Source organism: Nocardia exalbida NBRC 100660, from assembly GCF_000308575.1.
Classification (GTDB): domain Bacteria; phylum Actinomycetota; class Actinomycetes; order Mycobacteriales; family Mycobacteriaceae; genus Nocardia; species Nocardia exalbida.
The window spans coordinates 135,435-159,716 of the sequence record NZ_BAFZ01000002.1 but is presented as its reverse complement, the minus strand read 5'-3'; the positions used below and the strand labels follow the sequence as shown (position 1 = coordinate 159,716).

24 protein-coding genes are annotated in these 24,282 nt (G+C 65.0%); 9 read left to right on the top strand and 15 right to left on the bottom strand.

Features of this window, described 5'->3' with window-relative positions; genetic code table 11:
- Positions 1-12: 12 nt before the first annotated feature.
- Positions 13-1,719, top strand: a complete 1,707-nt coding sequence (locus ON29_RS34400) for an NHL repeat-containing protein (RefSeq protein ID WP_157172620.1) — start codon at positions 13-15, stop codon at positions 1,717-1,719.
- Between the two features lie 115 nt (positions 1,720-1,834).
- Here ON29_RS34400 and ON29_RS01270 read toward each other — a convergent pair whose 3' ends face one another.
- The 10 genes from ON29_RS01270 to ON29_RS34395 all read right to left on the bottom strand — a co-directional run bounded on the left by ON29_RS01270 (position 1,835) and on the right by ON29_RS34395 (position 11,407).
- Positions 1,835-2,842 (bottom strand): phosphotransferase, encoded by a 1,008-nt coding sequence (locus ON29_RS01270; protein WP_157172619.1) that lies wholly within the window; start codon positions 2,840-2,842, stop codon positions 1,835-1,837.
- Positions 2,843-3,048: 206 nt separating this feature from the next.
- Positions 3,049-3,663 carry a phosphotransferase-like protein gene (locus tag ON29_RS01265; protein WP_040864224.1) on the bottom strand — a complete coding sequence of 205 codons (615 nt, stop codon included), beginning with the start codon at positions 3,661-3,663 and terminating at the stop codon, positions 3,049-3,051.
- Positions 3,656-4,213: a hypothetical protein gene (locus ON29_RS35525; protein WP_157172618.1), complete on the bottom strand. Its 558-nt coding sequence runs from the start codon at positions 4,211-4,213 to the stop codon at positions 3,656-3,658. Before ON29_RS35525 ends, ON29_RS01265 begins: the two co-directional genes overlap by 8 nt.
- A gap of 270 nt (positions 4,214-4,483) precedes the next feature.
- Positions 4,484-5,725, bottom strand: a complete 1,242-nt coding sequence (locus tag ON29_RS01260; RefSeq protein WP_083863163.1) for an ATP-grasp domain-containing protein — start codon at positions 5,723-5,725, stop codon at positions 4,484-4,486.
- Between the two features lie 2 nt (positions 5,726-5,727).
- On the bottom strand, positions 5,728-6,459 hold the full coding sequence (locus tag ON29_RS01255; protein ID WP_157172617.1) for a TylF/MycF/NovP-related O-methyltransferase: 732 nt from the start codon (positions 6,457-6,459) through the stop codon (positions 5,728-5,730).
- A gap of 59 nt (positions 6,460-6,518) precedes the next feature.
- Positions 6,519-7,700: a serine hydrolase gene (locus ON29_RS01250; protein ID WP_040864222.1), complete on the bottom strand. Its 1,182-nt coding sequence runs from the start codon at positions 7,698-7,700 to the stop codon at positions 6,519-6,521.
- 3 nt (positions 7,701-7,703) lie between these two features.
- On the bottom strand, positions 7,704-8,597 hold the full coding sequence (locus ON29_RS01245; protein ID WP_040864221.1) for an aKG-HExxH-type peptide beta-hydroxylase: 894 nt from the start codon (positions 8,595-8,597) through the stop codon (positions 7,704-7,706).
- A complete protein-coding gene (locus ON29_RS01240; RefSeq protein ID WP_040864220.1) occupies positions 8,594-9,769 on the bottom strand; it encodes a radical SAM protein in 1,176 nt (391 codons plus the stop codon). The genes ON29_RS01245 and ON29_RS01240 overlap by 4 nt, the downstream gene beginning before the upstream one ends.
- Before the next feature lie 108 nt (positions 9,770-9,877).
- A complete protein-coding gene (locus ON29_RS01235) occupies positions 9,878-10,057 on the bottom strand; it encodes a hypothetical protein (RefSeq protein ID WP_040864219.1) in 180 nt (59 codons plus the stop codon).
- Between the two features lie 336 nt (positions 10,058-10,393).
- Positions 10,394-11,407: a ParB/RepB/Spo0J family partition protein gene (locus tag ON29_RS34395; RefSeq protein WP_157172616.1), complete on the bottom strand. Its 1,014-nt coding sequence runs from the start codon at positions 11,405-11,407 to the stop codon at positions 10,394-10,396.
- Positions 11,408-11,746: 339 nt separating this feature from the next.
- Between ON29_RS34395 and ON29_RS01230 the strand changes: the two genes are divergently transcribed.
- The gene (locus ON29_RS01230; protein ID WP_040864218.1) at positions 11,747-12,484 is read left to right on the top strand and encodes a FadR/GntR family transcriptional regulator; all 738 of its coding nucleotides are present in this window, start codon (positions 11,747-11,749) and stop codon (positions 12,482-12,484) included.
- 8 nt (positions 12,485-12,492) lie between these two features.
- Complete coding sequence (locus ON29_RS01225; RefSeq protein WP_083863161.1) at positions 12,493-13,203, top strand: sterol desaturase family protein; 711 nt, start codon at positions 12,493-12,495, stop codon at positions 13,201-13,203.
- 52 nt (positions 13,204-13,255) lie between these two features.
- On the opposite strand, the gene ON29_RS01220 is transcribed toward ON29_RS01225, so the two are convergent.
- Entirely contained in the window at positions 13,256-13,813 is a 558-nt protein-coding gene (locus ON29_RS01220) for a TetR/AcrR family transcriptional regulator (protein WP_040864217.1), read from the bottom strand.
- A gap of 117 nt (positions 13,814-13,930) precedes the next feature.
- Between ON29_RS01220 and ON29_RS01215 the strand changes: the two genes are divergently transcribed.
- From ON29_RS01215 to ON29_RS01200, 4 genes are all read left to right on the top strand, one after another.
- Positions 13,931-14,683, top strand: coding sequence for a carboxymuconolactone decarboxylase family protein (locus tag ON29_RS01215; protein WP_040864216.1), 753 nt, complete (start codon positions 13,931-13,933; stop codon positions 14,681-14,683).
- A 133-nt stretch (positions 14,684-14,816) separates the two neighbouring features.
- Positions 14,817-15,023: a heavy-metal-associated domain-containing protein gene (locus ON29_RS01210; protein WP_040864215.1), complete on the top strand. Its 207-nt coding sequence runs from the start codon at positions 14,817-14,819 to the stop codon at positions 15,021-15,023.
- A 16-nt stretch (positions 15,024-15,039) separates the two neighbouring features.
- Entirely contained in the window at positions 15,040-15,975 is a 936-nt protein-coding gene (locus tag ON29_RS01205; RefSeq protein ID WP_051174754.1) for a DUF8832 domain-containing protein, read from the top strand.
- Between the two features lie 36 nt (positions 15,976-16,011).
- On the top strand, positions 16,012-18,261 hold the full coding sequence (locus ON29_RS01200) for a heavy metal translocating P-type ATPase (protein ID WP_040864214.1): 2,250 nt from the start codon (positions 16,012-16,014) through the stop codon (positions 18,259-18,261).
- 265 nt (positions 18,262-18,526) lie between these two features.
- On the opposite strand, the gene ON29_RS01195 is transcribed toward ON29_RS01200, so the two are convergent.
- Positions 18,527-18,871, bottom strand: a complete 345-nt coding sequence (locus ON29_RS01195) for a hypothetical protein (RefSeq protein ID WP_157172615.1) — start codon at positions 18,869-18,871, stop codon at positions 18,527-18,529.
- A gap of 105 nt (positions 18,872-18,976) precedes the next feature.
- Positions 18,977-19,840, bottom strand: coding sequence for an SDR family oxidoreductase (locus tag ON29_RS01190; RefSeq protein WP_040864314.1), 864 nt, complete (start codon positions 19,838-19,840; stop codon positions 18,977-18,979).
- Between the two features lie 85 nt (positions 19,841-19,925).
- On the opposite strand from ON29_RS01190, the gene ON29_RS01185 reads away from it, so the two are divergent.
- Both ON29_RS01185 and ON29_RS01180 read left to right on the top strand, forming a co-directional pair.
- Positions 19,926-20,753, top strand: a complete 828-nt coding sequence (locus ON29_RS01185; protein ID WP_217999062.1) for a helix-turn-helix domain-containing protein — start codon at positions 19,926-19,928, stop codon at positions 20,751-20,753.
- A gap of 115 nt (positions 20,754-20,868) precedes the next feature.
- Positions 20,869-21,441 carry an esterase/lipase family protein gene (locus tag ON29_RS01180; protein ID WP_051174753.1) on the top strand — a complete coding sequence of 191 codons (573 nt, stop codon included), beginning with the start codon at positions 20,869-20,871 and terminating at the stop codon, positions 21,439-21,441.
- Positions 21,442-21,720: 279 nt separating this feature from the next.
- Here the strand turns inward: ON29_RS01180 and ON29_RS01175 are convergent, their stop codons facing one another.
- Complete coding sequence (locus tag ON29_RS01175) at positions 21,721-22,815, bottom strand: glycosyltransferase (protein ID WP_040864212.1); 1,095 nt, start codon at positions 22,813-22,815, stop codon at positions 21,721-21,723.
- Positions 22,812-24,179, bottom strand: coding sequence for a glutamate-1-semialdehyde 2,1-aminomutase (locus ON29_RS01170; RefSeq protein WP_051174752.1), 1,368 nt, complete (start codon positions 24,177-24,179; stop codon positions 22,812-22,814). Before ON29_RS01170 ends, ON29_RS01175 begins: the two co-directional genes overlap by 4 nt.
- Positions 24,180-24,282 lie beyond the last annotated feature (103 nt).

Here is a 24,282-nt window from a genome sequence, read left to right as displayed (position 1 = left end):
CAGCGAAGTTTTGTGGGCAAGCCCATCGTGGGGTGGGTTGCCGACAACTCGTTGCCACGATTCGGGCGGCTTCTCGAAGAGCCGCATTCCCGCCGCATTTTCGCCATAGATGTCACCCGGCAGTGGATCACACCTTTGGCGTCCGGACCAGGCGTACAGGTCGAGGGCCCGTCTGGCAGCTACATCTTCGATGTGACGTGGCACCCGGATTACGGCCAGTTCTTCGCGTTCGGTCGAACCCACAACCGCGGCTCATGGGCATTGCTTCACGTTGGTGAGGACGGTTCTACTCGGGGCGTAGGAGCACCAGCCGACATCGCCGTCATGTCCCTGTGCTATTCGGATGATGGGTGTCTGATCCTCGGCGTTGCCTCGGTAGAAGGCGCCGACGGCCGGCAGATAGGCGGCGGAATCGCTTCGTTCTCCCCGTGGAGCGAGTCCTTCCATTGGCTGTATCGGCCGCCCGAGGGAGAGCACTTCGTCCCGTCCGGTATCTGTTGGGATTCCGGTGCCGTCCTGTTCCTGCACACGAGCAGACATGCGCTCATGCGGCTGGTCCCGGACGGCCGGCCCGAGTGCGTTACCGGACATTTCGGACGACCGGCTTCAGACTTGCGCGGATTGAACACCCCTACCGGGTTGACCGCTTCGGATGGCCGTTACTTGGTAACGGACAGTGGAAACCACCGTGTCCTGCGGTTGGACCGAGATGGAAGCGTGCTGGGCAGCTTCGGCGGCACGGAGCAGGGTGCGCATCTCATCGATCCCCGGCACGCCCTCGGCGCCGAAGACAAGGTCTACGTCGCGGATCTGGGAGCACGCTCTGTGCTGGAACTAGGCACTGATCTGCGGAGCATGCGAGCGCGGTGGGGCGGGCCCGCTGCCACCGGGCTGGTGCTTTCCAGGCCCCGCTCGATTGATCGGGCAGCGACCGGTGAGCTGGTCATCGCGGACACGAACAATAATCGAGTCATCGGCGTGGACGACGACGGTGGCCTACGCTGGCAGCTTCGCGAGCTGAAACGTGCCGACGGGCGAAGCGAAGCGCTGAGGTGGCCGCGGAGCGCTCGCATTTCGGATGGCGGTCTCCTCATTGTCTCGGACAGCTTGAATTCGCGGTTCATTGTTGTCGGTCGAGACGGCTCGATCGAAAATGAGTTCGGCGTCGTGCGCCTGGGCGACGACTCGTTTGTCGTCTCGGACCCTCACGATGGCCGATGGCTGGGCGACGATGAGTTGCTCGTTGTCGACAGCGCTTCCGGATGGGTAGCCAGGGTCGGCTGCGACGGCATTGCCGCGTGGGTCGTCACCGGTCTGAACGATCCGCATCAAGCAGCTGCATTCGACGACCGGGTAGTCATCGTGGATCCGGAGATGGACACCGTTCTACTTGTGGATGCTGTGACCGGCACCGTGCTGTGGCGGAGGAACGAGTTCTTCGACTCGGCCGGGAACCGCTACCGCCTGTTCAAGCCTCGTGTTGTCCACACAGCATTCGACTGCGTCTTGATCGTCGACGCAGACAGCCAAGTAGTCGCCCTGGGGGAGGACTGGCTGGTGCGGTGGACCTGGAGCGGCGGCCTCGCTCCCGCCTGTGGGCGTGACGGAGATTTCGAAGTGCCTGATGCTCCGCGCGACCTACTCATGGATCACCGGAACAAGATGTTGCTCACCGACTATCGCCGCAACTGCGTACTCGAGTTGCAGGCTGACCAGTAGGTTGCCCATACGCCGCCCGCTGCGCCACGGTTCCCGCAGCGGCGCGGGCTATATGGCGGGCGCGTCAAACTGGTCCTACTGTGCCGATCATCCGATGAGCTAACCGCAGGCCCGCTCAGCACAGCTGCGCCCTCTTGATGACCCACTCGTACCGGCACGCCCAAGCCGCCAGGTATGCGGCATGCCGCGCCCGGGGCCTCCGCCACTCCGTCAACGATTGCCTTACGCCGGCGATCTCGATGACTGCGCTGGCGAGCGTTCTGACAGCCAAGTCGGACTCACTGATTCCCATTTCGACCCAAGCCGGCGCAAGCTCGAGGAGGTCCTTGTAATCGAGGCCACCGATACCATTGTCCATCGCTTCACGAACAAGAATTTGCAATCCCATACCGGGAAGCCCCCAGTACCCCTCGTCCCAATCGAAGATAACGGCCTGATTCGTCGAGGTGCGTAGATAGTTTCCTACATACAGATCAGCGTGCACCGGGGCGCATATTCCCTCGGGTGAGAGCGCAGTCAGCAGACTCGCCACAGATCGGAGCGCCGGAAGGCCGACTTCGATCATGGCCCGAGCGTCAGTCCCCGCCCAGTGCAGGATTTTGGGATCGGTCCAGTGGACTGGATCCCATGATTGTAGAAGTTCTTCGCTCCAGGTGGAAACTTCGTTGTGGCAGGCATCGATCAATACCCTCGTCGAATCGGCGCCGTACCGCGCAGCCGATTCTTGCAATGCCGCATAGATATTGAGACAATCCGCGGTGTCGCGCGCAGTTCCGCCTTCACCGTGGACATACTCGAAGTATGCGATACTGACCTCATCGTCGATGCAGTCGATCGCTAGGAGAATCGGCACAAATCCGGCCGACAGCGCAGCGCGCTCCAAAAGGGGGTAGAAATTTTCCAAACGGTGCGCAGAGTCGGGAGTCATTGATTTACAGAAGGTATCCGGCCCGCGCCCCATCACATGCTTTCGACTATTTTCGCCGACGATGGTGAAACCATTCTGTATCATGTAATGCTTTGCGCGCGCACTGACCTCTGGGGATATGCTTCGCGTGACTTTTTCGAGCCGCGAGCTCGCAATTCCCGACGAGAGTATGAATGGGTAACCGATGGCTGACAATTTAAAGATCCCCCCGAAAAATGGACGCGGTTTACTTGCTTCCGCGGACCATCCGTTGCTCGGCGGTGGGCACAATTCGGTCGAGTTGATGCCGTACCGGAATGTGCGCCCCCGCCTGTAATCAGTATCGTTCAGTTCACAAGGACCGACCGACCGTCGTGAACTAGATCATTCCGCCGTATGCCGACGCCCAACCCGAGTAAAGCCTACGAACGCTGAGAGCATTCCTTCTCGATCCAGTCGCACACTAGATCGGCTACCTCAGCGGATGTCATCCGAGTCGTATCCACGATCAGATCGGGCCGAGCGGCTTGCTTAGGAAGAGTGTTGTGATGAAGGGATAGCCCAACGGGATGTGCATGACGTCGCTGCCGGTCCGCCAACTGGTCGTCGGCCGCGCCGATTTCGATGATCGCGACCCGCGCTTCTCCCTTGGCCTCCAGCTCACGGAGGCGATTCTCCAGATCCTGGTTGACGCTGGGTTCGAAGGCTTGACCATCTACGATCACGCCTACGCCGGCGCTGAGCATTCCCACGACAGCCGAATTCATCGCATAAAGCATGGATATGGCATCGACGCCGTTATGGATTCGACGCACCCCTGGAGCGGCTGGTACATCCTGGTAAGTGAAACCTCTCTCGGCGTAACGCGCGTTAGCTACACCACCAGCCCACTGATCTGGAACCATACGATAAAGTTCGTCCACTCCGAACCGCAGCAACGGTTCTTCGATACGATCCTGAATGGCTGCTGTGAGCGTCGATTTTCCGGCGGCGGATGGCCCATTGATGACGATACACAGTGGCGCCTTGTCAGACATCGGTTCCCTCTGTTTCTGCGGTCAGTAATTGCGTCAAGAACTTACACGAGCGGCCCGCCTGGACGGGCACCGTCCCGTGAACGACTTGAGAACCCCAGATCAGCATGTCACCTGGCTCATGCTGGGCCGTCCAGCGAACGCGGCGCTGATCGCGGAAGGACGGAGTGCTCCAGTCCAACCCGCGACGCGCGCGGTGCGGCTCTTCCCACACCGAACTATCACCACTCGACTCGACAAAGAACTGCCCACCTACGTCGGCATTGTGAATCGACAAAGAGACAGTCGCCAGTACACCTGGCCAAGGGTCTCCTATCCGCCCGTGATAGTCGACGTGAGGATTGACGAACTGACCGACGCCATATTCGACATAGAACCACCCATTGTTACGGACGGCTTCCGGGTAGACGTACTGAATCGACGAAAGATTCCTGCCGAAGATGTCATCGAGGATCTCTTCCACCGCCGGAGGGATCTCTGCGCACTCGATACGGCCGCTCGGCTCATAAATCGCCGCTGCTTCCTTGCCGGTATGACCCGGAATTTCGTGCACCGAAACGACTCTGCGGCCGCCGGCCACATATACTCCGTCTGAGGCTCCGATAAAGTCCTCCATGAGATGCAACAGCTCGGCCGCCTCCGGCGGTCCGCATGCTTGCTCGACACTGTGTATCTCTTGCCCCGAACTCGGCACCTGTCCTCTCCCTCCTCGGGTTCGACCCAATTGGATGTATCGGCCTGCTATCAGGCCTCGGTCGGCTACTCGAACCGGACGCGCACCGGCGCGTGCCCGACCTGGGCGCCCGGAATGTCAAACTGGACATCAGTAACCCAGAAGCTGCGCGGTCATCGAGCACTCGATTGTCAACGTCACTTCCGAGACGGCTTGCGAGGCCTTTCTCGTCGCGTCCGCCTCAGTCGGGCCAGACGCTCGTGCGGCTACCACCCGCGAGGAACGAGTCATGTCCGCGGTAACCAGATCACCGCAATTGACCAGCACCTCGACTTGGGCTTCGGACTGCGCCGCACTACGGACAGAGCGGACACGCCCCCGAACAGGCGAATACCCGAACCACACCGCCCGGCTGGATCCAGCGCGGGGCAGGACCTCGGGTACGCGCGAAATCACCGAGGCGCCCGCCGCCTGAGCGAACGTGAGGTCGTACATGTCGATACCGATTGCGTCCGCCACGAGATCAGGGATTCCATGACCACCGAGGCGAGTGTGCGTCTCGATGAGATCGACTCGGCCGGCTTTCCCGAGAACAAGCTCGGTGTGAGTCGGGCCGTACCGCACTCCCAGTGCGCGTAGCGCGGCGACTGTGCCCGCCACGACCGCATCGGCCTCCGCCGTCGACAGGTCGGCCGGAACGCAGTGGCCCACCTCGGCGAAGGTCCGCTCATCGGTGTATTTCTGCGTGATTGCCACTGGGCGATGCTCGCCGGCCTCGGAGATGCACTCCACACTCAACTGACGCCCCGGCTTGAACTGCTCGACCATCACACGCTGCGTGCCGGCAATAGGGTGGGCCACGTCATGTGCCCGGTTGAAGGCGGCCGCACACTGGCGTAGGTCTGCGAGTTCCGAAACCCCGCGACTGCCGGTCCCCATAGCCGGTTTGACGAGGTAGCGATTCTGCGATTGCCCGTGAGCGAACAGTTCAATCGCTCGATGATCCGCGGCCTCCGCGAACTCCACGGTGCCCAGCCCGGTGGCTGAAAGCCTTTTGCGCATCTCGATCTTATCGGCGACTATCCTGGCGACATCTACGCTGTGGTGGCCGTCCAGCTCCAGATCCGCGGCGATGATGGCAGCTATTATCTGCTCGTTCTCGCCGAAGGCGACCACGCGGTCGACAGGACATGCCTCATCGACCTCTCTCGCGCTGTCGCGCCACGTCGTCGGTGCACTATTACGCTCAACATGAATTTCGCTACGGAAAATGCCTGGCGACGTCGGCTCGGCAGGCTTGTGACAGAGAACCGATGTGCGCACCTCTGGATGCGCCCTAGCGAAATCCGCGGCGAGGGCGGTACCCACGACGAGCACGTGGCTAAGAGCCATGGCTATGCCATCCTTTGGTCCAGGGGTGAGTCCCACCCGGCACGATGAACCCCGAAAGCCAGGTCACCGAAGCCGAGAATCACATCGAGCTCCAGGCGGCCGGCGGTGACTTCATCCCAGGCTTTCTTCACCCCCGCCATCTCGGCCCACGCGTGCGGATTCTTGGCCAAGTCCGCATAGTCGTCCATAATCACTGTGGCGCCGGGTACCAGCCGTGGAAGCACCGCTCTCAACGCACACGCCATAGACTCGTAGAAATCTGCATCGATATAAGCAAAAGCTATCTGATCCGGCAATTCTACGAGCGTGTCTTCGAACCAGCCGGGGTGAACGATCGGGGGGGTCAGCTGCAACCGCTCGTGCAGCTCCAGCACATCTTCTGGAGACGCTCGTACATCGCCTTCCTTCAGATGGTCACCATCGATCTCGGATGGTCGTGGCAGGCCTTCGAAAGAGTCGAATACGTGGATCTCGCGCGTCGACCGGCAAAAGTCCAGAAGTGCCCGCATCCACGCGGACATCGCGCCTTTGTAGCACCCCAGCTCGACGACAGCGCCGTGCTCGGTCCGCGAAAGACTGGCCATCAGCTCCCCGTACACCGACAACAATCGATCGCGATCAATCGTGTTGTAGTGCTCGCGGAGCAGACCGGCTCCCAGCTCGCGCAGGGCAGCCGGAAGAGGCTCCCTCTCCAATGACATAATCGAATCTGCGGAGACCTGAACTTCCGCCACGCCCACTCACTTCCGTTCCACTGAATTGAATTGCTGCCGAGCCGACGGCCCGCTTGCCATTAAGGGGACACCCGATCGAGCGGTATTCCCCTCGCGTGGTTTATAGACAGATAGATCGTGTCGCCTCGTTCGACGATCTCCAGGTGGCCATCGGAAAATGAGCCGGGGGTCTCGCGCTCGAGTCTGCCGAGCACTCGGTCGCCCGCGGTCACGACGAGTGCGCCGTCAGGCGCTCCCGTGAGGGACAGCTGAACACCGAGAGAAGCAGCGGCGAACGTTCCCTCGAATGCAAGCAGACCGCCGGCCACGTGCTCGCGCGCGCGGCTCGTCGTCTCGGTCCCTCCGACCCGGAGGCCCGTGTGGGTGGCCATGATATTCAGCGGAGTCAGCGCAGGGTTGTTCGTGAGCGCGACATGGCAGCGCACGTTATTCGCGTCGATGACGGCCGCAGCCTGAAATCCGCCGTCCTGGCCGGCGGCGTAGAACATATCGCTGCTCAGCGCCAGGCCTCCATAATCCGGCCGGATCTTGAAACCATTCGTTATGCGCTCGATGAGCGTGGCCAACTCTTGGGCGTTGGCCCAGAAGTTGGTCGAACCCCTCCCGTCAACAAACGAGCCGAATTCGAGTACGTCATCGTTCGCGCCGACTTCGTAGCCGCGAGCACGGGCAGGCACAACTGCACGTGGATTGGTAACAAAGTTGCCGACGTCCGTGCCCAGCCAATCACCCACGAGATCTTGGAGCAGGGCGCCGGTCACCCGTTCGATTGCCACCCCGAGCAAGAGATAGTTGGTGTTGCTGTATTGCCGTTCGAAGCCTGGCACCAGTTGCGTCTGCTTGATCGCGAGTTCGAATGCATCGGACACTCCGTATGCGAAGGTCGATCTCTCGCCGAACAGCGGGATCAGCGACCGAAAGTCCCACAGTCCTGTTGTATGCGTCAAACAACTCTCGACAGTGACGTCGCGCAACGGCCCCGGAAGCCCGGGAAGCAGAGCACCGATGCGGAGTTGCTCACGATCATCTCGACTGCTCCAGAGCCGCGTCACGAAGTGTGCGGTCACCAGCTTCGCGATGGATCCACAGTTCACTCTGGTCTGGAGGGTGAACCTTTCACTGCCCGCCAGATTGGCCAAGCCATCCGCTCTGGCACGCTCGGCGCCGTCCGGGCCATACTCGGCGCACGCGTAGCCGTACTCCGGCTTGAACTCACCCCAGGGGGAAACCACGACGGACATGTTCTATTCCACCGCCAGCGCATAGACGGCCGCGACACGCTTGCCGAGGTCGTCGGGCAGCATCGACACAGCGGATGCCACGGACTCCTCGCAACTGCGCAGCCGATCCCTCTCCGCACCGTGGAACGGGCGCAGCCAGGACCAGTCCAAGCTATCGTCCGACATCACGCTCGCCAAGAAGGCGGTCACAATCGAGAAGGCCATGATCGAGTGAACAAACCCGAACAGTGGCCGCTTCGTGTCCTTCCATGGTGACCAGAAGGCGGGCGTGTACGGGTCGAGACGCAGACCCCGCGAGGCCAGCCAGTCGTTCAAGTAGGCATGTGTCGCCTCGTGAATCAAGTCGCGAGCGACAAGCTCGGCTCGTGGCATTAGGTGAAGGTGCACGACGTACGGAAGCCCTCCCGTAGCCCACGTAGCCGTTGGCGCTCCTGGGGTCGCGATGCCGAGAACCGCTACGACGCCGACTGTGTCGCTGAAGCACTGCAGGTTTCCGGTTCGCTCGAGCACCCGCACAGCGTTCCCCAACAGTTCTCGTTCCTGCGAGGAAGGACTCGCGATGGCAATTCCCCGGGAGAACATGCACTGATCCTCGTCGAGCCCCGTGCACTGCAATGCCTTGACCGAATCCACCGAGACCAAGGCCCTAGCGCCGTGCTCCAATAGCTCATGGGCGGATGCGCGCAACTCGGTTTCGCTATCCTGGGAGTTCTCGATGGATTCCCTGAGGTGGAAGGCAACTTCGTTTGCGATCGCGTAGTCGGCGAGTTCGTCCCCGCGAATTACGGGGTGGTCGAGTCCGAGACTTTCGAGCCCGTTCCGGACGAATCGGGCCCGCCGCGCACGAAATTGCCGAATCTCGTCGTCAACCGTAAGAAAGCGGCTGATCTCACTCATTCTTCGCTCCTCTGAAGCAACCGGTCCACACTGCTCACAATTTTTCGGCGAGCATCACAGAATTCCTCCGAAAGACCTGCATCACGCATGACTTTGCGCATGAACAGTTCACTGCCGCGGCAGCCGGCCCAGGCAGAACAGGCCTTGCATTCTTCGAGGAATGGCGCCCAATCGGCACCGGCCTGATCCAACTGCGTCTCGAGGAATTTATCGATCTGGTCGGTCGTGGTCTCATTGAGGGCGAACTCGTGTCCGCGGTCATGCCCCGCGACCCTGCCGCCGGGGTAGAGCGTCAGGAGCTGGCCGTCCTTCGTCAGCGAGTAGTCGGTGTACGTACCTTCCAGGCCCGACAGATTGTTGGCTATCGACACCGTTGGCTCCAACGAAAACGACCGCCATGCACCTGAGGAGATCCATGCGTCTTGGGCATCCTCGACGAACTGCGCGTAGTCGGCGGGGCCGATGGTCCAGCCGGGCCGGCCGCCGCTACCGCCCCCCTCGTTCGCGTACAGCTCCATGAGCTTTCCACTGACGGTGGCACGTGGGCGCACAGACACGTCCTGGTCATAGCAGGGCAGTAGCTTGACCGATGCGAGGCCTTCGAAGTCCTTCACCGACTCGACGAACTCGCGCCCGCCACCGATATGGGCTGCAGTGACAACACATATCAGACCGAAGGAATGGCCCGTATCGCCGAGCAGCCTGATGCCGGCCAGCGTGGCCGCATCAGTCGATCGTCCGTTGTAGTCGATGCGGTACTTCGACTGCGGCCCCAAGCCGTCGAAGCTCACTCCCCAGGTCAAGTCGGGGCAGTACTCGTCGAAGAGTTGGAGCCAGGAGGCGTCGAGTCGGACGGCATTGGTCTGGATCGCCACCGACTCCACGGTGGGGCAATCCCTCAATACTTCCAGAATCGGTGTCATTCTTCGCTTCCCGAGCAGGAGCGGTTCTCCACCGTGCAGGATGCAGTGCACACTCCTGGACCCCAGCCGATCGAGAAAGTGCTGAACCTGTTCGGGATTCAGGGCACCTGCCTGGTCGGGCTTTCGCCGCTCGTAGCAATACGAACAGTCGATATTGCAGGCCTGACCTACCAGCTTGAGGATCGCGATCACAGAATTGTCGTCGTGGCGTATTTCCACAGGCACAGGCTTCACTGTGAACGACTGCATCTCTTACTCGCTCTCGCTCTGCTGTAATTCGATGTTTCCCGGCGCCCGGGAAGAGGGTCCGATAGCTGGCACGGGGATGGCTGATGCACCCCCGTGCCAACTCGCGCGTCAATCCTGAGCGCGCATCTCGTCGGTCAGCAACGCCCAGTCCCGCGTCGAAACGCTAGACGTGAAGGCCGTAACCACTCGGTCCTGCCAGACCGGATCGGACTCGCGCATCGCTTCCATGAATTTGGCGAAGCCGGCACGTTCCTGAGTGGCCTGCAGATCGTTCTTGTTCTGGTTCATATTAACACCCCCTTAATTTCTCGAGAAATAGTCGTTCTGTACTGATTCAATACAGCACAGGATATTTACGATCACATGACCCATTGTGTCTGTCAAGATTCCAACTTTACGTACTCAACAGTCATGGAATGGGCCGGATATTTCTACAGGTGAGGCCGAGTCGGCATGGTGAATCCCAAGAGCTACACCGCCCGGCGACGGCGCCACAAGGCGTCCGTCGATTCCGATATCGGGAGCGTGCTACCGCTCGGAATTCGCACCGAATCGCAAATACAGTTCGCAGTCGATCTGTACCGCTGACATCGAGGTACTTCCAGACCTGTGGATGGATGACTTTCAGGCGGCTCCGGAGTCCGCCTCGAATGCCGGGGGCCCCTGGTCAACGTCGGCAGCAAGTTCTTCGGCAAGGTCTTTCCACACTTGCGCCCATCCGCCTGCTGCCTTAGCGATCAACATCACGGTGTGCGCGGGCAGGCGTCCGAGCACGTTGTCTCTGGCCGAATGGTCGGACAGGTCGAGGCTCAGCACTGGCAGCAGCGTGCGGCCCAGTTGACTCGCCCGTAAAGCCGGATCGCGTTGAAGCAGTCCTACAACACGACCGTAATCGACAAGATCTCGTCGAGAGGGGCGCGGGCTGCGCCTGGACCGCGCACCGTCGGGCACTGCGCTCTCGCCGCACGCCAATCTGCGGCGCACGTCCGCCACTGTCGCCGGCGACAAGCCGACCTGTTCGGCGATCTCCCGCAGCGACCGGTTCCCATCCGACTCCAGGAGTTCTTTCGCTCGTAGCCTCGCTTCGGCGCTGTGCAGCGGCCGTATCTTGCCGTCGCGGCCGTGTCGCGCGTTCAACTGCTGCTCGTCGCCGGTTGAACTTCGTAATGTCGCCACAGTCCGCGGGCTGACGCCGCTTGCCGACGCAACCAATCGATCCGACCATTGCGGGTGACTCTCGATGATCCGACTTGCCGCCGCGAGACGTTCGGCCCGAGTCAAGGGCAGGCCGTGGGCTACGTTGCCCTTGACGGCCAACACGAACGCATCAATCTCGTGCCCCTCGAAGAAGCGCACCCGAATTGTCGCGTCACCGCGCCATTTTGCCGCACGCAGCCGATGAGCCCCGTCGACGACACGCATCGTAGAGCGGTGCACGACAATTGGCGGCCACCGATCCGATGTTTCCGCCAATGCCTTGACATGAGCTTCGCTCTCACCGTCTTTCCGAGGCGAAAAGCCCAAACGCAATCGGTATAACGGAACCTCGACTGTTTCGGCTGCCACCTGACGGCTCAACATATCGTCGAGCTCATTGCGGTCCCCCGCTGCTCCGGAACTTCGGTCCTCATCAGTCATTCGCGCGCATCTCCCCGTACTCCCCGTTACTCGACTTACAGCTCGGCAAGAGCCTGCGGCGTGCCAGCCCGCTGCTTCGTCCTCGAACTGGTCGGCCGCTCTCCACCGTACAATTTCCCGCAGCTTGCCGACTCGAGCCGGATTGCGGGCCGACATGCAGGTCAGGCCCAACGCACAGGTCATGGCCGAAAGCCGGCGTCCGGTCCGGACGGCTCAGGTGTCCGGACCGGACACCTGAGCGGCGAAGTCTTCGGCTGGCACGCGACGCCTTCGGGCAGTATGCGCGAGCGACTGGTCTGACCACTTGACCTTCTGACCATCTCGGCGCACAGTAGACGCATGGCGTTGCAACCTGTGGTCAAGCGGTCGGTGTCGGCGGATGTCTTCGAGCAGATCGCCGCGGATGTGCTCAGTGGCGAGCTGGCGCCGGGGGCGACCTTGCCCAGTGAGCGGCAGTTGGCGGAGGCGCTGGGGGTGTCGCGGCCCGCGGTTCGGGAGGCGCTACAGCGGCTGGCGGCGGCCGGGCTGGTGGCCGTGCGGCAAGGAGACGCGACGACCGTGCTGGACTATCGGCGCGGGGCGGGGCTCGAGGTGCTGCCCAGATTGCTGGTGCAGGCCGGGGAACTCGACCCCGCTGTCGCACGCAGCATTCTGGAGGCTCGCCTGCACAACGGGCCGAAGGTGGCGGAGTTGGCCGCGCGCCGGGTCGGCGCCGTCGGCGCGGAAGAGATTCGCCCTCTGCTGGAGAGCTCGGTCGAGGCGCTCGCCGCCGAACCGGACCTGATCGCCCAGCAGCGGCACGCGATGGAGTTCTGGGATCACGTCGTGGACGCGGCCGACTCGATCGTCTTCCGGCTGATGTTCAACATGTTGCGCGCCGCCTATGAACCAGCGCTCGCGGCGCTGGCCCCGATCATGTCCGCCGAGGTGGGCAACGTCGAGGCGTACCGCGAACTGGCCGCCGCCATCGCGGCGGGCCGGCCGCAGAAGGCGGCCACCACCGCTCGGGCGCTGCTCGAGCCGGCGACCACCGCTCTGATCGAGGTCCTCGGTGGACCGCCGGTCACGCACAGCTAGGAACCATCATGACCAAATCCAAGACATCCGATCGGGAATCGGCCGACGCGCGGGCGCGGGTACGCAAGGACGAGCGGGCACTGCGCCGCGGACTCACCCTGGGCCGGGCATTCGAGGAATTCCTCCGGCACCCTTCCCCGTGGATGATCGGAACCACGCTGGTGGGCGCACTGATCGCCCGGATCGTCGTCGGCGACTGGCAGCCCACCGATCTGCTGGTGCCCGCCGTGATGCTGGCGTTCTTCCCGGTCTTCGAATGGATCGTGCACGTCACCGTGCTGCATTGGCGGCCACGGCGGCTCGGCCCGATCGCGCTCGACAGCGAACTGGCCCGCAAGCACCGCGAGCATCACGTGGATCCGCGCGACATCCCGCTGATCTTCATCCCGACCAAGACGCTGGCGGTGCTGGTCGTCGTGTTGATCGCGCTGGCGACGTTCGCCTTCCCACGCGCGAGCCTGGGGCTGACCTTCCTGATCACCATCACCCTGCTCGGCCTCGGCTACGAGTGGACGCACTATCTGATCCACACCGACTACAAGCCGAAGGGATCGCTTTACCGGGCGGTCTGGCGCAACCACCGCCACCACCACTACAAGAACGAACACTACTGGTTCACGGTCACCAGCTCCGGCACCGCCGACCGCCTCTTCGGCACCTATCCCGACCCGGCCACGACCGAAACCTCACCCACCGCGCGTAGTCTCCATTCGGCCTGACGGGAGCCCTGGGATCACTTGGTGGTCATCGCACCGGCGGCGATCGGAAGTTCTACCGCGCGGCGAGCAAACGCTCCGCGATCGCACGCGCCCGGGAGGCCGCATCCGGATTCCCCTCGCGAACAGCGGTGACGATCGCTCCGTCCACCAGCAACGCGAGTTCCGCGGCCATTCCCGAAGCATCGGACCAACCCGCCTCGGTGAGAAGTTCGGACAGGTAATCGATCACCCGCCGCTTGTGGCGATCGGCGGCCCGATGGGCGGCACTGTCCCGATCGGCGACCTCGACCATGGTGTTGATGAACGCGCAGCCGCGAAAGTCCTTGCGGGCGAATCGGTCCGCGAGGGCGTCGAAGACGGCGAGTGGGCGCGCGGCCGGATCGTCGGCAGTCCTCTCGACCGACTCCCGCAGCCAGTCCAGCCAGCGGCGGTCACGATCCTCCAGCACCGCGACGACCAGATCGTCCTTGCTCGCAAAATGGCGATAGAAGGAGGCGCGGCCCACGCCGGACTCCTGGAGCAACCGATCGATGCCGACGGCACGAATGCCTTCGGCATAGAACAGTTCTTCCGCCGTGGTGAGCAAGCGCTGCCTGGCCTGGGTTGCCATGGTGCCACCCTAGCAGAACGGAACCGATCAGTGCCGTCTACTTGACCAAAACGGAACTAGTCAGTACCGTCTCATTTCGGCACCGATCGGTACCGTTTGTCCGAGTTGGAGGCTTCGATGTCCCGCCTGCCCCTTGCATCCACCGACTCCACCGATGCCGAGCAGGCCGACCTGCTCGCCGAGGTACAGCGCCAGCTGGGCCGCGTCCCGAATCTCTACGCCGCCATGGCGAACAGCCCCGCCGCCCTGCGCGGATACCTCAACCTGCGCGACGCGCTGACCAGGGGAAAGCTTTCCGCCCGGGTTCGCGAGCAACTCGCGCTGCTGGTGGCCAGTGAAAACGGTTGCGACTACTGCACCGCAGCGCACACCATGCGCGCCGAGCGGATGGGCTTCACCGAGCAGGCGATCGCCGACACCCGCGCTGCGCGCGCCGAGGACCCGTACGCCGACGCGATCCTGCGCGTCGCTCGGGACATACTCCGGTCCCGCGGCCGGATCGACGATGCCGCGCTCGCCTCGGCCCGTTCCCGCGGCGTCAGCGATGCGGAACTGGGCGAGATCGTCGGCCACGTCGCACTGAACGTCTTGTCCAACTACTTCAACCACGTCGCCGAGCCGGAACTCGACTTCCCTCCCGCGACGCCGACGAAAGGTTCTGCGATGGAGGCTGAATGGCGGCCCGCGAGCGAAGTGACCCTGGTCGAGGGCTACTCACTGCTGGACCGGGAGGGGCTGACCACACGCACCGTCGATGACGTGCACATCGCGATCGAAGGCGGGTTCCTGCACGTCAAGGTCTCCGACGCCGCGGAAGTGCAGGTGGTCTCGGCGCCCGCCGTCGCACTGGTGACCTACCGCGCATCCTGACCGCCGACCAGCGAGCCCGGTCCGCAGCCCATCGCGGACCGGGCTTTCGTCTGCGCGGGCACTTGACATAGATATACCCTAGGGGGGTAGGGTAGATTTCGAAGCAAACGCCCACCACACGAGGAGAACGACCATGAGCACCAGCACCGTGACCGTCACCGGTATGACCTGCGGCGGTTGCGCCGCCTCGGTCCGCACCGAGATCGGGCGCATCTCCGGCGTCGATTCCGTCGCCGTCGACCTCGCCGACGGCCTGGTGACCGTCGAGAGCGCGACTCCGATCGATCGCGCCGAACTCACCGCGGCCGTGGCCCGCGCCGGCTACACGGTCACCGACTGACGGACGGAGCACTCCGATGAACGCATCCACCAAGTTCGGCGGTTTCGCCCTCGGCCTCGCCGCGGTCTTCGGCATCGCTCTCGCGGCCGGTTCGCTCATCGGGCCGGAACCCGCGGCCCATGACTCGGCCGCACACGCCGCCGACCAGGGCGAACCCAACTCATCACCCGGAGGAACGATGGCAACCGACCGCGGCTACACCCTGCGGCTGGACACCGTCCAGACCACCGCCGCGGCGAACGTACCGCTGCGCTTCACGATCCTCGACCGCGCCGGAAAACCCGTAACCCGGTATGTGCGCAGCCACGACAAGGATCTTCACTTGATCGTCGTGCGCCGCGATATGGCCGCCTTCCAGCATGTGCACCCGGTGCTCGACGGCAACGGAACGTGGAGCGTCCCGCTCGACCTCACTCGCGCCGGTGATTACCGGGTGTTCGCCGACTTCACCCCCGAGGGCGGCGACAACCTGACGCTGGGCGCGGACCTGCGGGTGGCGGGCGTCTACGACCCCCAGAAGCTGCCCGCGACGGCTTCCACCACCACCGTGGGCGACTACACCGTCACGCTGGAGGGCGCTGTGGTCCCGGGCCGGGCTTCGCAGGTGACGCTGTCGGTGAGCAGGGCGGGCAAACCGGTGACCGATTTGCAGCCCTACCTCGGCGCTTACGGCCACCTGGTAGCCCTGCGCGCCGCTGACCTGGGTTATCTGCACGTCCATCCGGAAGGCCACCCCGGCGACGGCGTGACCGCGCCCGGACCGGGAATCACCTTCTCGGTGACGGCGCCGAGCGCGGGCGACTACCGCTTGTTCCTCGACTTCCAGCACGAGGGCGTGGTCCGCACCGCCGAATTCACCCTGACCGTCGCGCCGGGCACCCCCGCCGTAGACGCCTCCACTCACAACGAACACACTGGTCAGCAGCAGGCGCCGGACGGCCACGCGCACTGACCGACGACCGTCCGCGCACAGAACGGAGCACCCACGATGACCACCGCGACACAACCGCCCCCCGCCGGGCAGGTCGAACTCGTGATCGGTGGAATGACCTGCGCGTCCTGCGCCGCCCGGATCGAGAAGAAGCTCAACAAGCTCGACGGCGTCACCGCGACGGTCAACTACGCGACCGAGAAGGCCCGGGTCGAGGTCAACGGCAGCGTCTCGCCCGACGAGCTGATCGCCACCGTCGAACAGGCCGGTTACACCGCTGCCCTGCCCGCCGAGCCGGAGCGCTCGGAGGAGGCCGAGACCGAGGACGATCCCGCCGCCGCCCTGCGCACCCGCCTGCTGGTGTCGCTGGTGCTGTCGGTGCCGGTGATCGCCATGGCGATGATCCCGGCGTTGCAGTTCACCAACTGGCAGTGGCTGTCGCTGACCTTGGCCGCCCCTGTGGTGGTGTGGGGCGCGCTGCCGTTCCACCGTGCGGCATGGACCAACCTGCGCCACGGCACCGCGACCATGGACACCCTGGTCTCGATGGGGACGCTCGCCGCACTGGGCTGGTCGCTGTACGCCCTGTTCTGGGGCACCGCAGGCACGCCGGGCATGACGCATCCGTTCGAGTTCACCATCTCGCGGATGGACGGCACCGGCAGCATCTATCTCGAGGCCGCGGCGGGCGTCACCACGTTCATCCTGGCCGGACGCTTCTTCGAGGCGCGCGCCAAGCGGCGGGCGGGCGCGGCGCTGCGGGCTCTGCTCGAGCTGGGCGCCAAAGAGGTGTCGGTGCTGCGCGACGGAACCGAGCAGCGTATTCCGGTGGAGCAGCTGACCGTCGGCGACCGGTTCGTGGTGCGTCCCGGTGAGAAGATCGCCACCGACGGCATCGTGACTGAAGGTTCCTCGGCCGTCGACGCCTCGATGCTCACCGGTGAGTCGGTGCCGGTGGAGGTCGGCCGAGACGACGTCGTGGTCGGCGCGACCGTCAACGTCGGCGGACGGATCGTGGTGCGTGCCACCAGGATCGGTTCGGACACCCAGCTGGCGCAGATGGCGAAACTGGTCGAGGACGCGCAGAGCGGCAAGGCGCAGGCCCAGCGGCTGGCCGACCGGATCTCCGGGATCTTCGTGCCGATCGTGATCGCGCTGTCGGTCGCGACGCTGGGCTTCTGGCTCGGCACCGGCGGATCGGTGGCCGCGGCCTTCACCGCGGCGGTCGCCGTGCTGATCATCGCCTGCCCGTGCGCGCTCGGGCTGGCCACGCCGACCGCGCTGATGGTCGGCACAGGTCGCGGCGCGCAGTTGGGCATCCTGATCAAGGGCCCCGAGGTGCTGGAATCGACCCGGCGGGTGGACACGATCGTGCTGGACAAGACCGGCACCGTCACCGCGGGCAAGATGGCGCTGCTCGATGTCGTCCCCGCCGAAGGCGAGCAGGTCCCCAGGATTCTGGAACTGGCCGGAGCGCTGGAGGATTCCTCGGAACACCCGATCGCCCAAGCCGTCGCCAAGGGTGCCCGCGAGCGGGTGGGCGAGCTGAAGCCGGTCGAGGATTTCGCCAACGTCGAGGGCCTTGGCGTGCAGGGCATGGTGGACGGCCACGCGGTGCTCGTCGGCCGCGCCCGGCTGCTCGCCGACTGGTCACAGCACCTCGACGACGATCTGACGCAGGCGATGCGCGCGGCAGAAGCCGAAGGCAAGACCGCCGTCGCGGTCGGCTGGGACGGCAAGGCGCGCGGTGTGCTCGTGGTGGCCGACGCGGTGAAACCGACCTCCGCCGAGGCGATTTCCCAGCTGCGCGCCCTCGGTCTCACCCCGATCATGCTGACCGGCGACAATCGGGCCGCCGCCGACGCGATCGCCGCGCAGGTCGGCATCGATGAGGTGATCGCGGAGGTGTTGCCGCAGGACAAGGTCGACACCGTCAAGCGGTTGCAAGCCGAGGGCAAAGTGGTGGCGATGGTGGGCGACGGCGTGAACGACGCCGCGGCACTGGCCCAGGCCGACTTGGGCCTGGCCATGGGCACCGGCACCGACGTGGCCATCGAGGCGGGCGATCTGACCTTGGTGCGCGGCGACCTGCGGGCGGCGGCGGACGCGATCCGGCTGTCGCGCCGCACCCTCGCGACCATCAAGGGCAATCTCTTCTGGGCCTTCGCCTACAACGTGGCCGCGATCCCGCTGGCCATGGCGGGCCTGCTGAATCCGATGCTCGCGGGCGCCGCGATGGCGTTCTCCTCGGTCTTCGTGGTCAGCAACAGCCTGCGGTTGCGCGGCTTCCGCTCCACCGCGAACTGACGAAAACACCGGACGGGACGGCACACGTAATGTCGTCCCGTCCGGGCATCCGCCAGGAGGTCTCCATGTCGGCAATCACCGAAGGCGCGGCGCAAGCCGCGCGGCATCCGGCGGCACGAGCGGCGGCCAGATGTCTCGCCGCGTGCCTGCTCGCGGCCGCTGCTCGAGTTCTACGCTCGAGCGCAGCGGATTCCGGCAAAGCATGCGCATAACGCCATGGGCGAGCGTACCCCTGGCACACCGAAATCCGAAATGAAAATCTCGCTCAGCCGCGAAGGGTGGTGACCGTGACCAGCGAAGGCTGGATGGGCGACCCGTACACCTCGATCGACACCCCGCCGGTCGGGGTTTCGCTGGCCCACCGGGCGTGCTCGGTGATCCCATCGCCGAGCAGAGCTTTCGCTCCGGGAGACCAAGCGACGGCCACCTGGCTCAGCGCCGGTCCGAGGTTCAGGTTCGCGATCGCCGCGGACTCACCGTTGTCGAAGTAGACCTCCGTGCCGCCGGGGAAGGGGTTCACCGCGACCGCGGACGCACTCGCGCCGCCGAACGCGGCGGCCGATCCGCCCGCTACGACCGCTACCAAGACCGTCATGACCCGTTGACGCATCCGAATTTCCTTTTCGTGTAAGCACACCGGCCGACCGGCCGGTCCTGTCACCCTTGCCGAGCAGGCACCGTTCGGCAATTCGATGTGGCGCTGATCACAGGTACCCTACGGCGTGCGCTCGCCGGCCACGAACTTACCGGCGTAATCGGTGGCCCATTCGGCAAAAGTTCGGGCACGCCCGAGAATTCGGGCCACATCGTCGGTGACGATCGCATTGTGCCCCGCGCGCACATATGCCTGCCCGGCCAGCGCACCGTCGGCGAATTCGACGGACATTCCGGACGCGAGCATATATGCCCTCGCTTCGGTTTCGGGAATATCGGTCACGTCGACGGGACGGCCGGTGGCAGTAGCCAGAATGGCCGCCAGGTCGTGCGTCGTCAGCAATTCCGGCCCGGTGAGGGTGTAGATCCGTCCGGCGTGATCGGCGGAGGTCAGCGCCTCGACCGCCACCCCGGCGACGTCGCGTGGATCGATGACGCCTTGCGCCGCGTCACCGGTCATGTTCGGCACCGGCTGCCCGGCACGGATCGCGGCGGCCCAGCTCAGGGTGTTGGAGGCAAACGAGCTGGGGCGCAGGATGGTCCAGTCGACGCCGCTCTCGCGCGCGGCCTGCTCACCCGGCAGATGCCAGGTTCCGACCCGGCCGAGGCCGGTATCGCCGGTGCCGATCGCGGAGAGTTTGACGATCCTGCCGACTCCCGCGTCCCGCGCTGTCGCGATCAGCGCACGGTCGGCCTCCACATACTCCGGACCCAGCACGCCGACGATGAACGCGGCCTCCGCACCGACCATCGCCTTCGCCATGGACGCGGGGTCGGTGTAGTCGCCGCGCACCACGTCGACGCCTGCGGGCACCTCGGCCCGGTCCGGGTCACGGGTGACAGCACGGATCGCGGTTCCGCGCGTGCTGAGCTGCCGGACGATTTCACTGCCGATGGTGCCGGTCGCACCGGTGATCACGATCATGGGAACCACCGTGCCGGGCATTCGCGCAGGTCTCTAGGAAATTCCGGCACACCTGCGGGAGGCGCGACTGCATACAGTGGATGCCGTGACCACCCTGCTGCGCCCGCCGGTCGTGACCGCCGACCTGGTCGAGACGTCCGAGCCGGCGCCGGAGTCGCTGCGCCCGTGGCTGGCCGAACTCGGCCGCATCCCGACCGTAGTCGACCTGTCCGAGCCGTTCGCGCACATTCCACAAGCAGCCACCACGATCGTGCTGCGGGCCGAGCACGGAGCCGCCGGTGACGACCGCGTCGCGCTCGTCGTCGGTCCGCAGACCAAGGCGAGCTACTCGCGCGCGAGCAAGCCCGCAGGCTGTGTCCGTCTGCGGCTGGCGCCGGGTGCGGTCCCCGCGCTGCTCGGCGTCTCGGCGGCCGACCTCACCGATCGCGTGCTTCGACTGGACGATTTACCCGGTCCGGTCGCACTACTGGCTTCCGAGCTGATCGAACTCGCGCACGACGAGGTCGTGCCTTATTTGGAGAACGAGCTGCCCCGCCGCATCCCCGACGACCCGGCCCAGCGCGCCCACCGCAGACTGCTCGCCACCGCCGTGGCTGCCATCGCCGCCGACCGTCCCCTCTCCGTTACCGCTTTGGCCGCGCACCTCGCGGTGAGCGAACGACAACTTCGCAACCTGTTCACCAGCGGAATCGGCATCTCCCCCAAACACTTCGCACGCATCGACCGCGTCCGCCGGGTCTTGTCCCGGGCCGAAGACACACCATTGGCCGACATCGCCACGGGCACCGGCTACTACGACCAGTCCCACATGACGGCCGATTTCCGCAGCCTGATGGGTGTCCCGCCCACATCCTTCCTCCGAGGTGAGGTGCCCGCCCCTTCCCCGTGCCGCGCGCTCACCCGTTTCCGCTGATCGGCGGTCCGAACGCCCGAAGCAGCAGCGTTCGTTCCCCTTCCACGAGGCCGACCGTGGGTTCAGGACAGGAGCGGCGCAGCGAGCGGCTGGTCCGGATACGCGGGCGCTGGTGATGATCCTTTTCGTCCACGGCTGGCAGGGGTCGGCGGCGGACTGGAATTACATGTGGAGCCGATTCCTGGACGCGGGATACTCCGCGGATAGCATGGCACGATTCAGCTACGACACCGCCCGGTCGAACAAAGACATCGCACTGGAGGTGCAGGCGCAGGTCGATGCGTTGCGCGCGAAAACCGGTGCCGCCAAGGTCGACATCATCAGCCACTCCATGGGCGGTCTCAACAGTCGCTGGTACCTGAAGAAGCTCGACGGCCTGAATTCCGTCGATGATTGGGTCTCCATCGCCGGCCCCAATCACGGCACCGATGTCGCCAACGGATGCTTCGACACCTCGTGCGCGGAGATGCGGCCCGGCTCGGCCTTCCTGGCCGAACTCAACAGCACCGACGAGACCCCCGGCCGGGTGAACTACGGCACCTGGTGGTCACCGTGCGACGAGATCATCAACCCCGATGACAGCACCATTCTCGGCGGTGCCGCCAACACCCAGACGCAGTGCCTCGGCCATGTCGCTCTACTGTCGTCATCGACGGTTTTCGAGAGCGTGCGCGACTTCGTGAAGTAGTCGGCTGAACTCCAGCCCGGCCCCGTCTCGCATCCGCGAGGCGGGGCTGAATTCACCGGCAGCACCTACACCGGACAGCATCCCGAGCCGACACCCGACTACCACAGCGACCTATTCGGACGCGGCTCTAGCACGAACGCCCGCAATACAGGCGTTCAGAAGGCAGACGGGGGAAACCCTCCGCACCGTCCGGCGGGTCTCACCGATCGCCTCGATCACCATGCGGCCAGGCATATCACCCTTGCCGAGCCAGCGTCCGGCAATTCGACACGAGGCCGATCACACATCGACGCATGCGGCCATTCGTGCCCGGAATGCGGGTGGTGCGAACGTTTCCGCATGGGCGCGGATGACGCGGGGATCGTAGTGGGCGTTGTCGAAGTCCGCCATCGCCGCGGCCAGGCGGGTGACGACGTCCGTATCGGGGCCCGGAGCGACGTGTTCGCCTGTCATGCCCGGTCGTACCGTGTCGAGTGCACCGCCGGCGCCGAGGGCGATCACCGGGGTACCGCAGGCCATGGCTTCGACCGGGACGATGCCGAAGTCTTCCACGCCGGGCATGAGCAAGGCTCGGCAGCGTTGGTACATCTCCAGCAGCGTGTCGGTAGAGGTGGCGCCCAGAAAAGTCGTCTCCGGTCCGGCGAGAGCTTCGAGCTGAGACCGGAAGCGTCCGTCGCCCAGCACGACCAGCCGTTCCCCGGCGAGTTGAGCGGCTCGAATGGCGAGATCGGCGCGCTTGTAAGGAACGAGGCGACCGGCGTAGAGAAAGAAGTCCTCCCGGGCACGTGCGGGATCGGGGGTGAAACGGTCGACATCGACGGGAGGATTGATCACGGTGGCGGTCAAGCCCCACCAGTCGCGGATCCGGTCGGCGACGGCGGTCGAGTTGGCAATCACCCGGGCCAGGCGCGGCGCGGCGCGCAGCTCGGCATGGCGGGCCAGTGCGCCCACGGCGCCGAGGGCGAACTGGCCGGCCCGTCCGCCGGCTTCGCGGATGCGGAACTCCCGGTCCCAGGCCCATCGGGCAGGGCTGTGCACATAGGCGATCACGGGTGCGTCGGTGGCCAGTGCGGCCTGGGTGGCGAATGAGTGGTGGCTGACGACCACGGCGTCATAGCCCCGCAACGGCATTCGTCGCAGGGACCGGGGGACGAGCGGCAGCAGAGGGGCGTGCCGGCCGCGGGTCAGCGCGTGGGCGCGGGAGAGCCAGGTGTCGTGGACGTGCTGGACGGGCGAGCGGATTCCGCTCGGCATGACGATCGGCGCGTAGATGTCCGCGCCGGGCCAGGTGCGGGCGAACTCCCCCACCACGGCTTCGGAGCCGCCGAATTCGGTGAACCGTTCGTGGACGATGGCGATGCGGGGTGCGGTCATCGAGATGTGCTCGCTTCGATCTGTCGAGGTGCGGCGGTGCGGCGAAGCGCGGGAGCGACCGCTCGTCCGCGCAACAGTCCGTCGACGGTGCCGCGTTCGAGGGCGGTCCGGTACACCTGGGCCGCGTCCACGCAAGCCGACAAGGTGACGGCGATCGCTTCGTGGTCGTGTGCCGCCGAGGTGACGAAGGATTGCCCGAGTACTCCGCGCTGAAGCAGTTCTTGCAGGAACAAGGTGCGGAATGCCTGGCAGGGTTTTCCGTCGGAATCGAGGGTTTCGAAGATCAGGCACGAGGAGCGACCGCGGACCCGGAGGTGATCGCCGATGCCGAGTTCGTCCGCCACTGCCGCGAACCCGGTCGCCAGCGCGGCGCCTGCCGCTTCCATGCGGGAGATCGGATCGCCGGCCCGGTAGGCCGCGGCCACCGCACGGAAGGCCGCGAGCCCGCTGGTTTCCGGGCCGTGCGTGGTGGACAGCAGGAATACGCGGTCGGCGCCGGTGCGCAGGCCGCCCCGCTCGAGGTATTCGCGTCGTCCGGCGAGCGCGGAGATGGGGAATCCGTTACCCATGGCCTTGCCCCAGCAAGACAGATCGGGAGTCACGCCGTAGACGGACTGAGCACCGCCGGTGGCCCAGCGGAACCCGGTGATCATCTCGTCGAATACCAGCAAGGTGCCGTGCCGATCGCACAGGGCGCGTACCGCTTGGAGGTAGCCGGACTCGGGTTCCGCCGTTGCGGTGGCCGCCTCCATGACGACCGCGGCCACGCTGTCGCCCGCCAGGACCGTGGCGAGAGCGTCGACGTCGTTGTAGGGGAACCGGACAATTTCGGCGCCGACATGCTCGGGGATGCCTGCCGACATCGGTGTCGTCGCGATGAACCAGTCGTCGACGGAGAAGAACGGCTGCTCGCAGACGGCGATCCGCTGGCGGCCGGACACGGCCCGGGCCAGCCGAACGGCGGCGGTGGTGGCATCGGAGCCGTTCTTGGCGAACTTGACCATGTCCGCACCGGGAACGAGGTCCAGGAAGTCCTCGGCCGCGAGGAGTTCCAGCTCGGTCGGCCTGCTGAAGTTCACCCCGTCGGCGATGGTGGTCGTCACGGCGTCGAGGACCGGTGCGTAGGCATGGCCGAGGGTGACCGAACGCAGGCCCATTCCGTATTCGACATACTGGTTGCCATCGGCATCCCACACTCTGCATCCGTTGCCGCGCACCAGTATCGGTGCCATCTGCTCGGGGTACTGGTCGGCTCCGCGGGCGTAGGTGTGAGCGCCGCCGGGCACCAGCTCGTGCAACCGACGCTGCAGCGCATTGCTGCGGGCGAACCCGTGGTGCGGTGGGACGTCGGGGTGCGGGTTCATCTGGTGCTCCGTATGCGGTGCGGGCGGGATACCGGCGGGAAGCCGGGATTGCACGGACGGGGATACGCTCCGGCGTCGAGCGGGTCGCGGAACCGACCGGAGG

What these genes read in the sequence shown, in the direction of transcription:
- ON29_RS01225 (WP_083863161.1), top strand. Translation starts at nt 12,493, where the DNA reads ATGACCAAATCCAAGACATCCGATCGGGAATCGGCCGACGCGCGGGCG.
- ON29_RS01245 (WP_040864221.1), bottom strand. Translation starts at nt 8,597, where the DNA reads ATGAGTGAGATCAGCCGCTTTCTTACGGTTGACGACGAGATTCGGCAA.
- ON29_RS01170 (WP_051174752.1), bottom strand. Translation starts at nt 24,179, where the DNA reads ATGAACCCGCACCCCGACGTCCCACCGCACCACGGGTTCGCCCGCAGC.
- ON29_RS01180 (WP_051174753.1), top strand. Translation starts at nt 20,869, where the DNA reads ATGATCCTTTTCGTCCACGGCTGGCAGGGGTCGGCGGCGGACTGGAAT.
- ON29_RS01210 (WP_040864215.1), top strand. Translation starts at nt 14,817, where the DNA reads ATGAGCACCAGCACCGTGACCGTCACCGGTATGACCTGCGGCGGTTGC.
- ON29_RS01195 (WP_157172615.1), bottom strand. Translation starts at nt 18,871, where the DNA reads ATGCGTCAACGGGTCATGACGGTCTTGGTAGCGGTCGTAGCGGGCGGA.
- ON29_RS01190 (WP_040864314.1), bottom strand. Translation starts at nt 19,840, where the DNA reads ATGATCGTGATCACCGGTGCGACCGGCACCATCGGCAGTGAAATCGTC.
- ON29_RS01215 (WP_040864216.1), top strand. Translation starts at nt 13,931, where the DNA reads ATGTCCCGCCTGCCCCTTGCATCCACCGACTCCACCGATGCCGAGCAG.
- ON29_RS01265 (WP_040864224.1), bottom strand. Translation starts at nt 3,663, where the DNA reads ATGTCTGACAAGGCGCCACTGTGTATCGTCATCAATGGGCCATCCGCC.
- ON29_RS01230 (WP_040864218.1), top strand. Translation starts at nt 11,747, where the DNA reads ATGGCGTTGCAACCTGTGGTCAAGCGGTCGGTGTCGGCGGATGTCTTC.
- ON29_RS01205 (WP_051174754.1), top strand. Translation starts at nt 15,040, where the DNA reads ATGAACGCATCCACCAAGTTCGGCGGTTTCGCCCTCGGCCTCGCCGCG.
- ON29_RS01260 (WP_083863163.1), bottom strand. Translation starts at nt 5,725, where the DNA reads ATGGCTCTTAGCCACGTGCTCGTCGTGGGTACCGCCCTCGCCGCGGAT.
- ON29_RS34395 (WP_157172616.1), bottom strand. Translation starts at nt 11,407, where the DNA reads ATGACTGATGAGGACCGAAGTTCCGGAGCAGCGGGGGACCGCAATGAG.
- ON29_RS01240 (WP_040864220.1), bottom strand. Translation starts at nt 9,769, where the DNA reads ATGCAGTCGTTCACAGTGAAGCCTGTGCCTGTGGAAATACGCCACGAC.
- ON29_RS01235 (WP_040864219.1), bottom strand. Translation starts at nt 10,057, where the DNA reads ATGAACCAGAACAAGAACGATCTGCAGGCCACTCAGGAACGTGCCGGC.
- ON29_RS01175 (WP_040864212.1), bottom strand. Translation starts at nt 22,815, where the DNA reads ATGACCGCACCCCGCATCGCCATCGTCCACGAACGGTTCACCGAATTC.
- ON29_RS01200 (WP_040864214.1), top strand. Translation starts at nt 16,012, where the DNA reads ATGACCACCGCGACACAACCGCCCCCCGCCGGGCAGGTCGAACTCGTG.
- ON29_RS01220 (WP_040864217.1), bottom strand. Translation starts at nt 13,813, where the DNA reads ATGGCAACCCAGGCCAGGCAGCGCTTGCTCACCACGGCGGAAGAACTG.
- ON29_RS01250 (WP_040864222.1), bottom strand. Translation starts at nt 7,700, where the DNA reads ATGTCCGTCGTGGTTTCCCCCTGGGGTGAGTTCAAGCCGGAGTACGGC.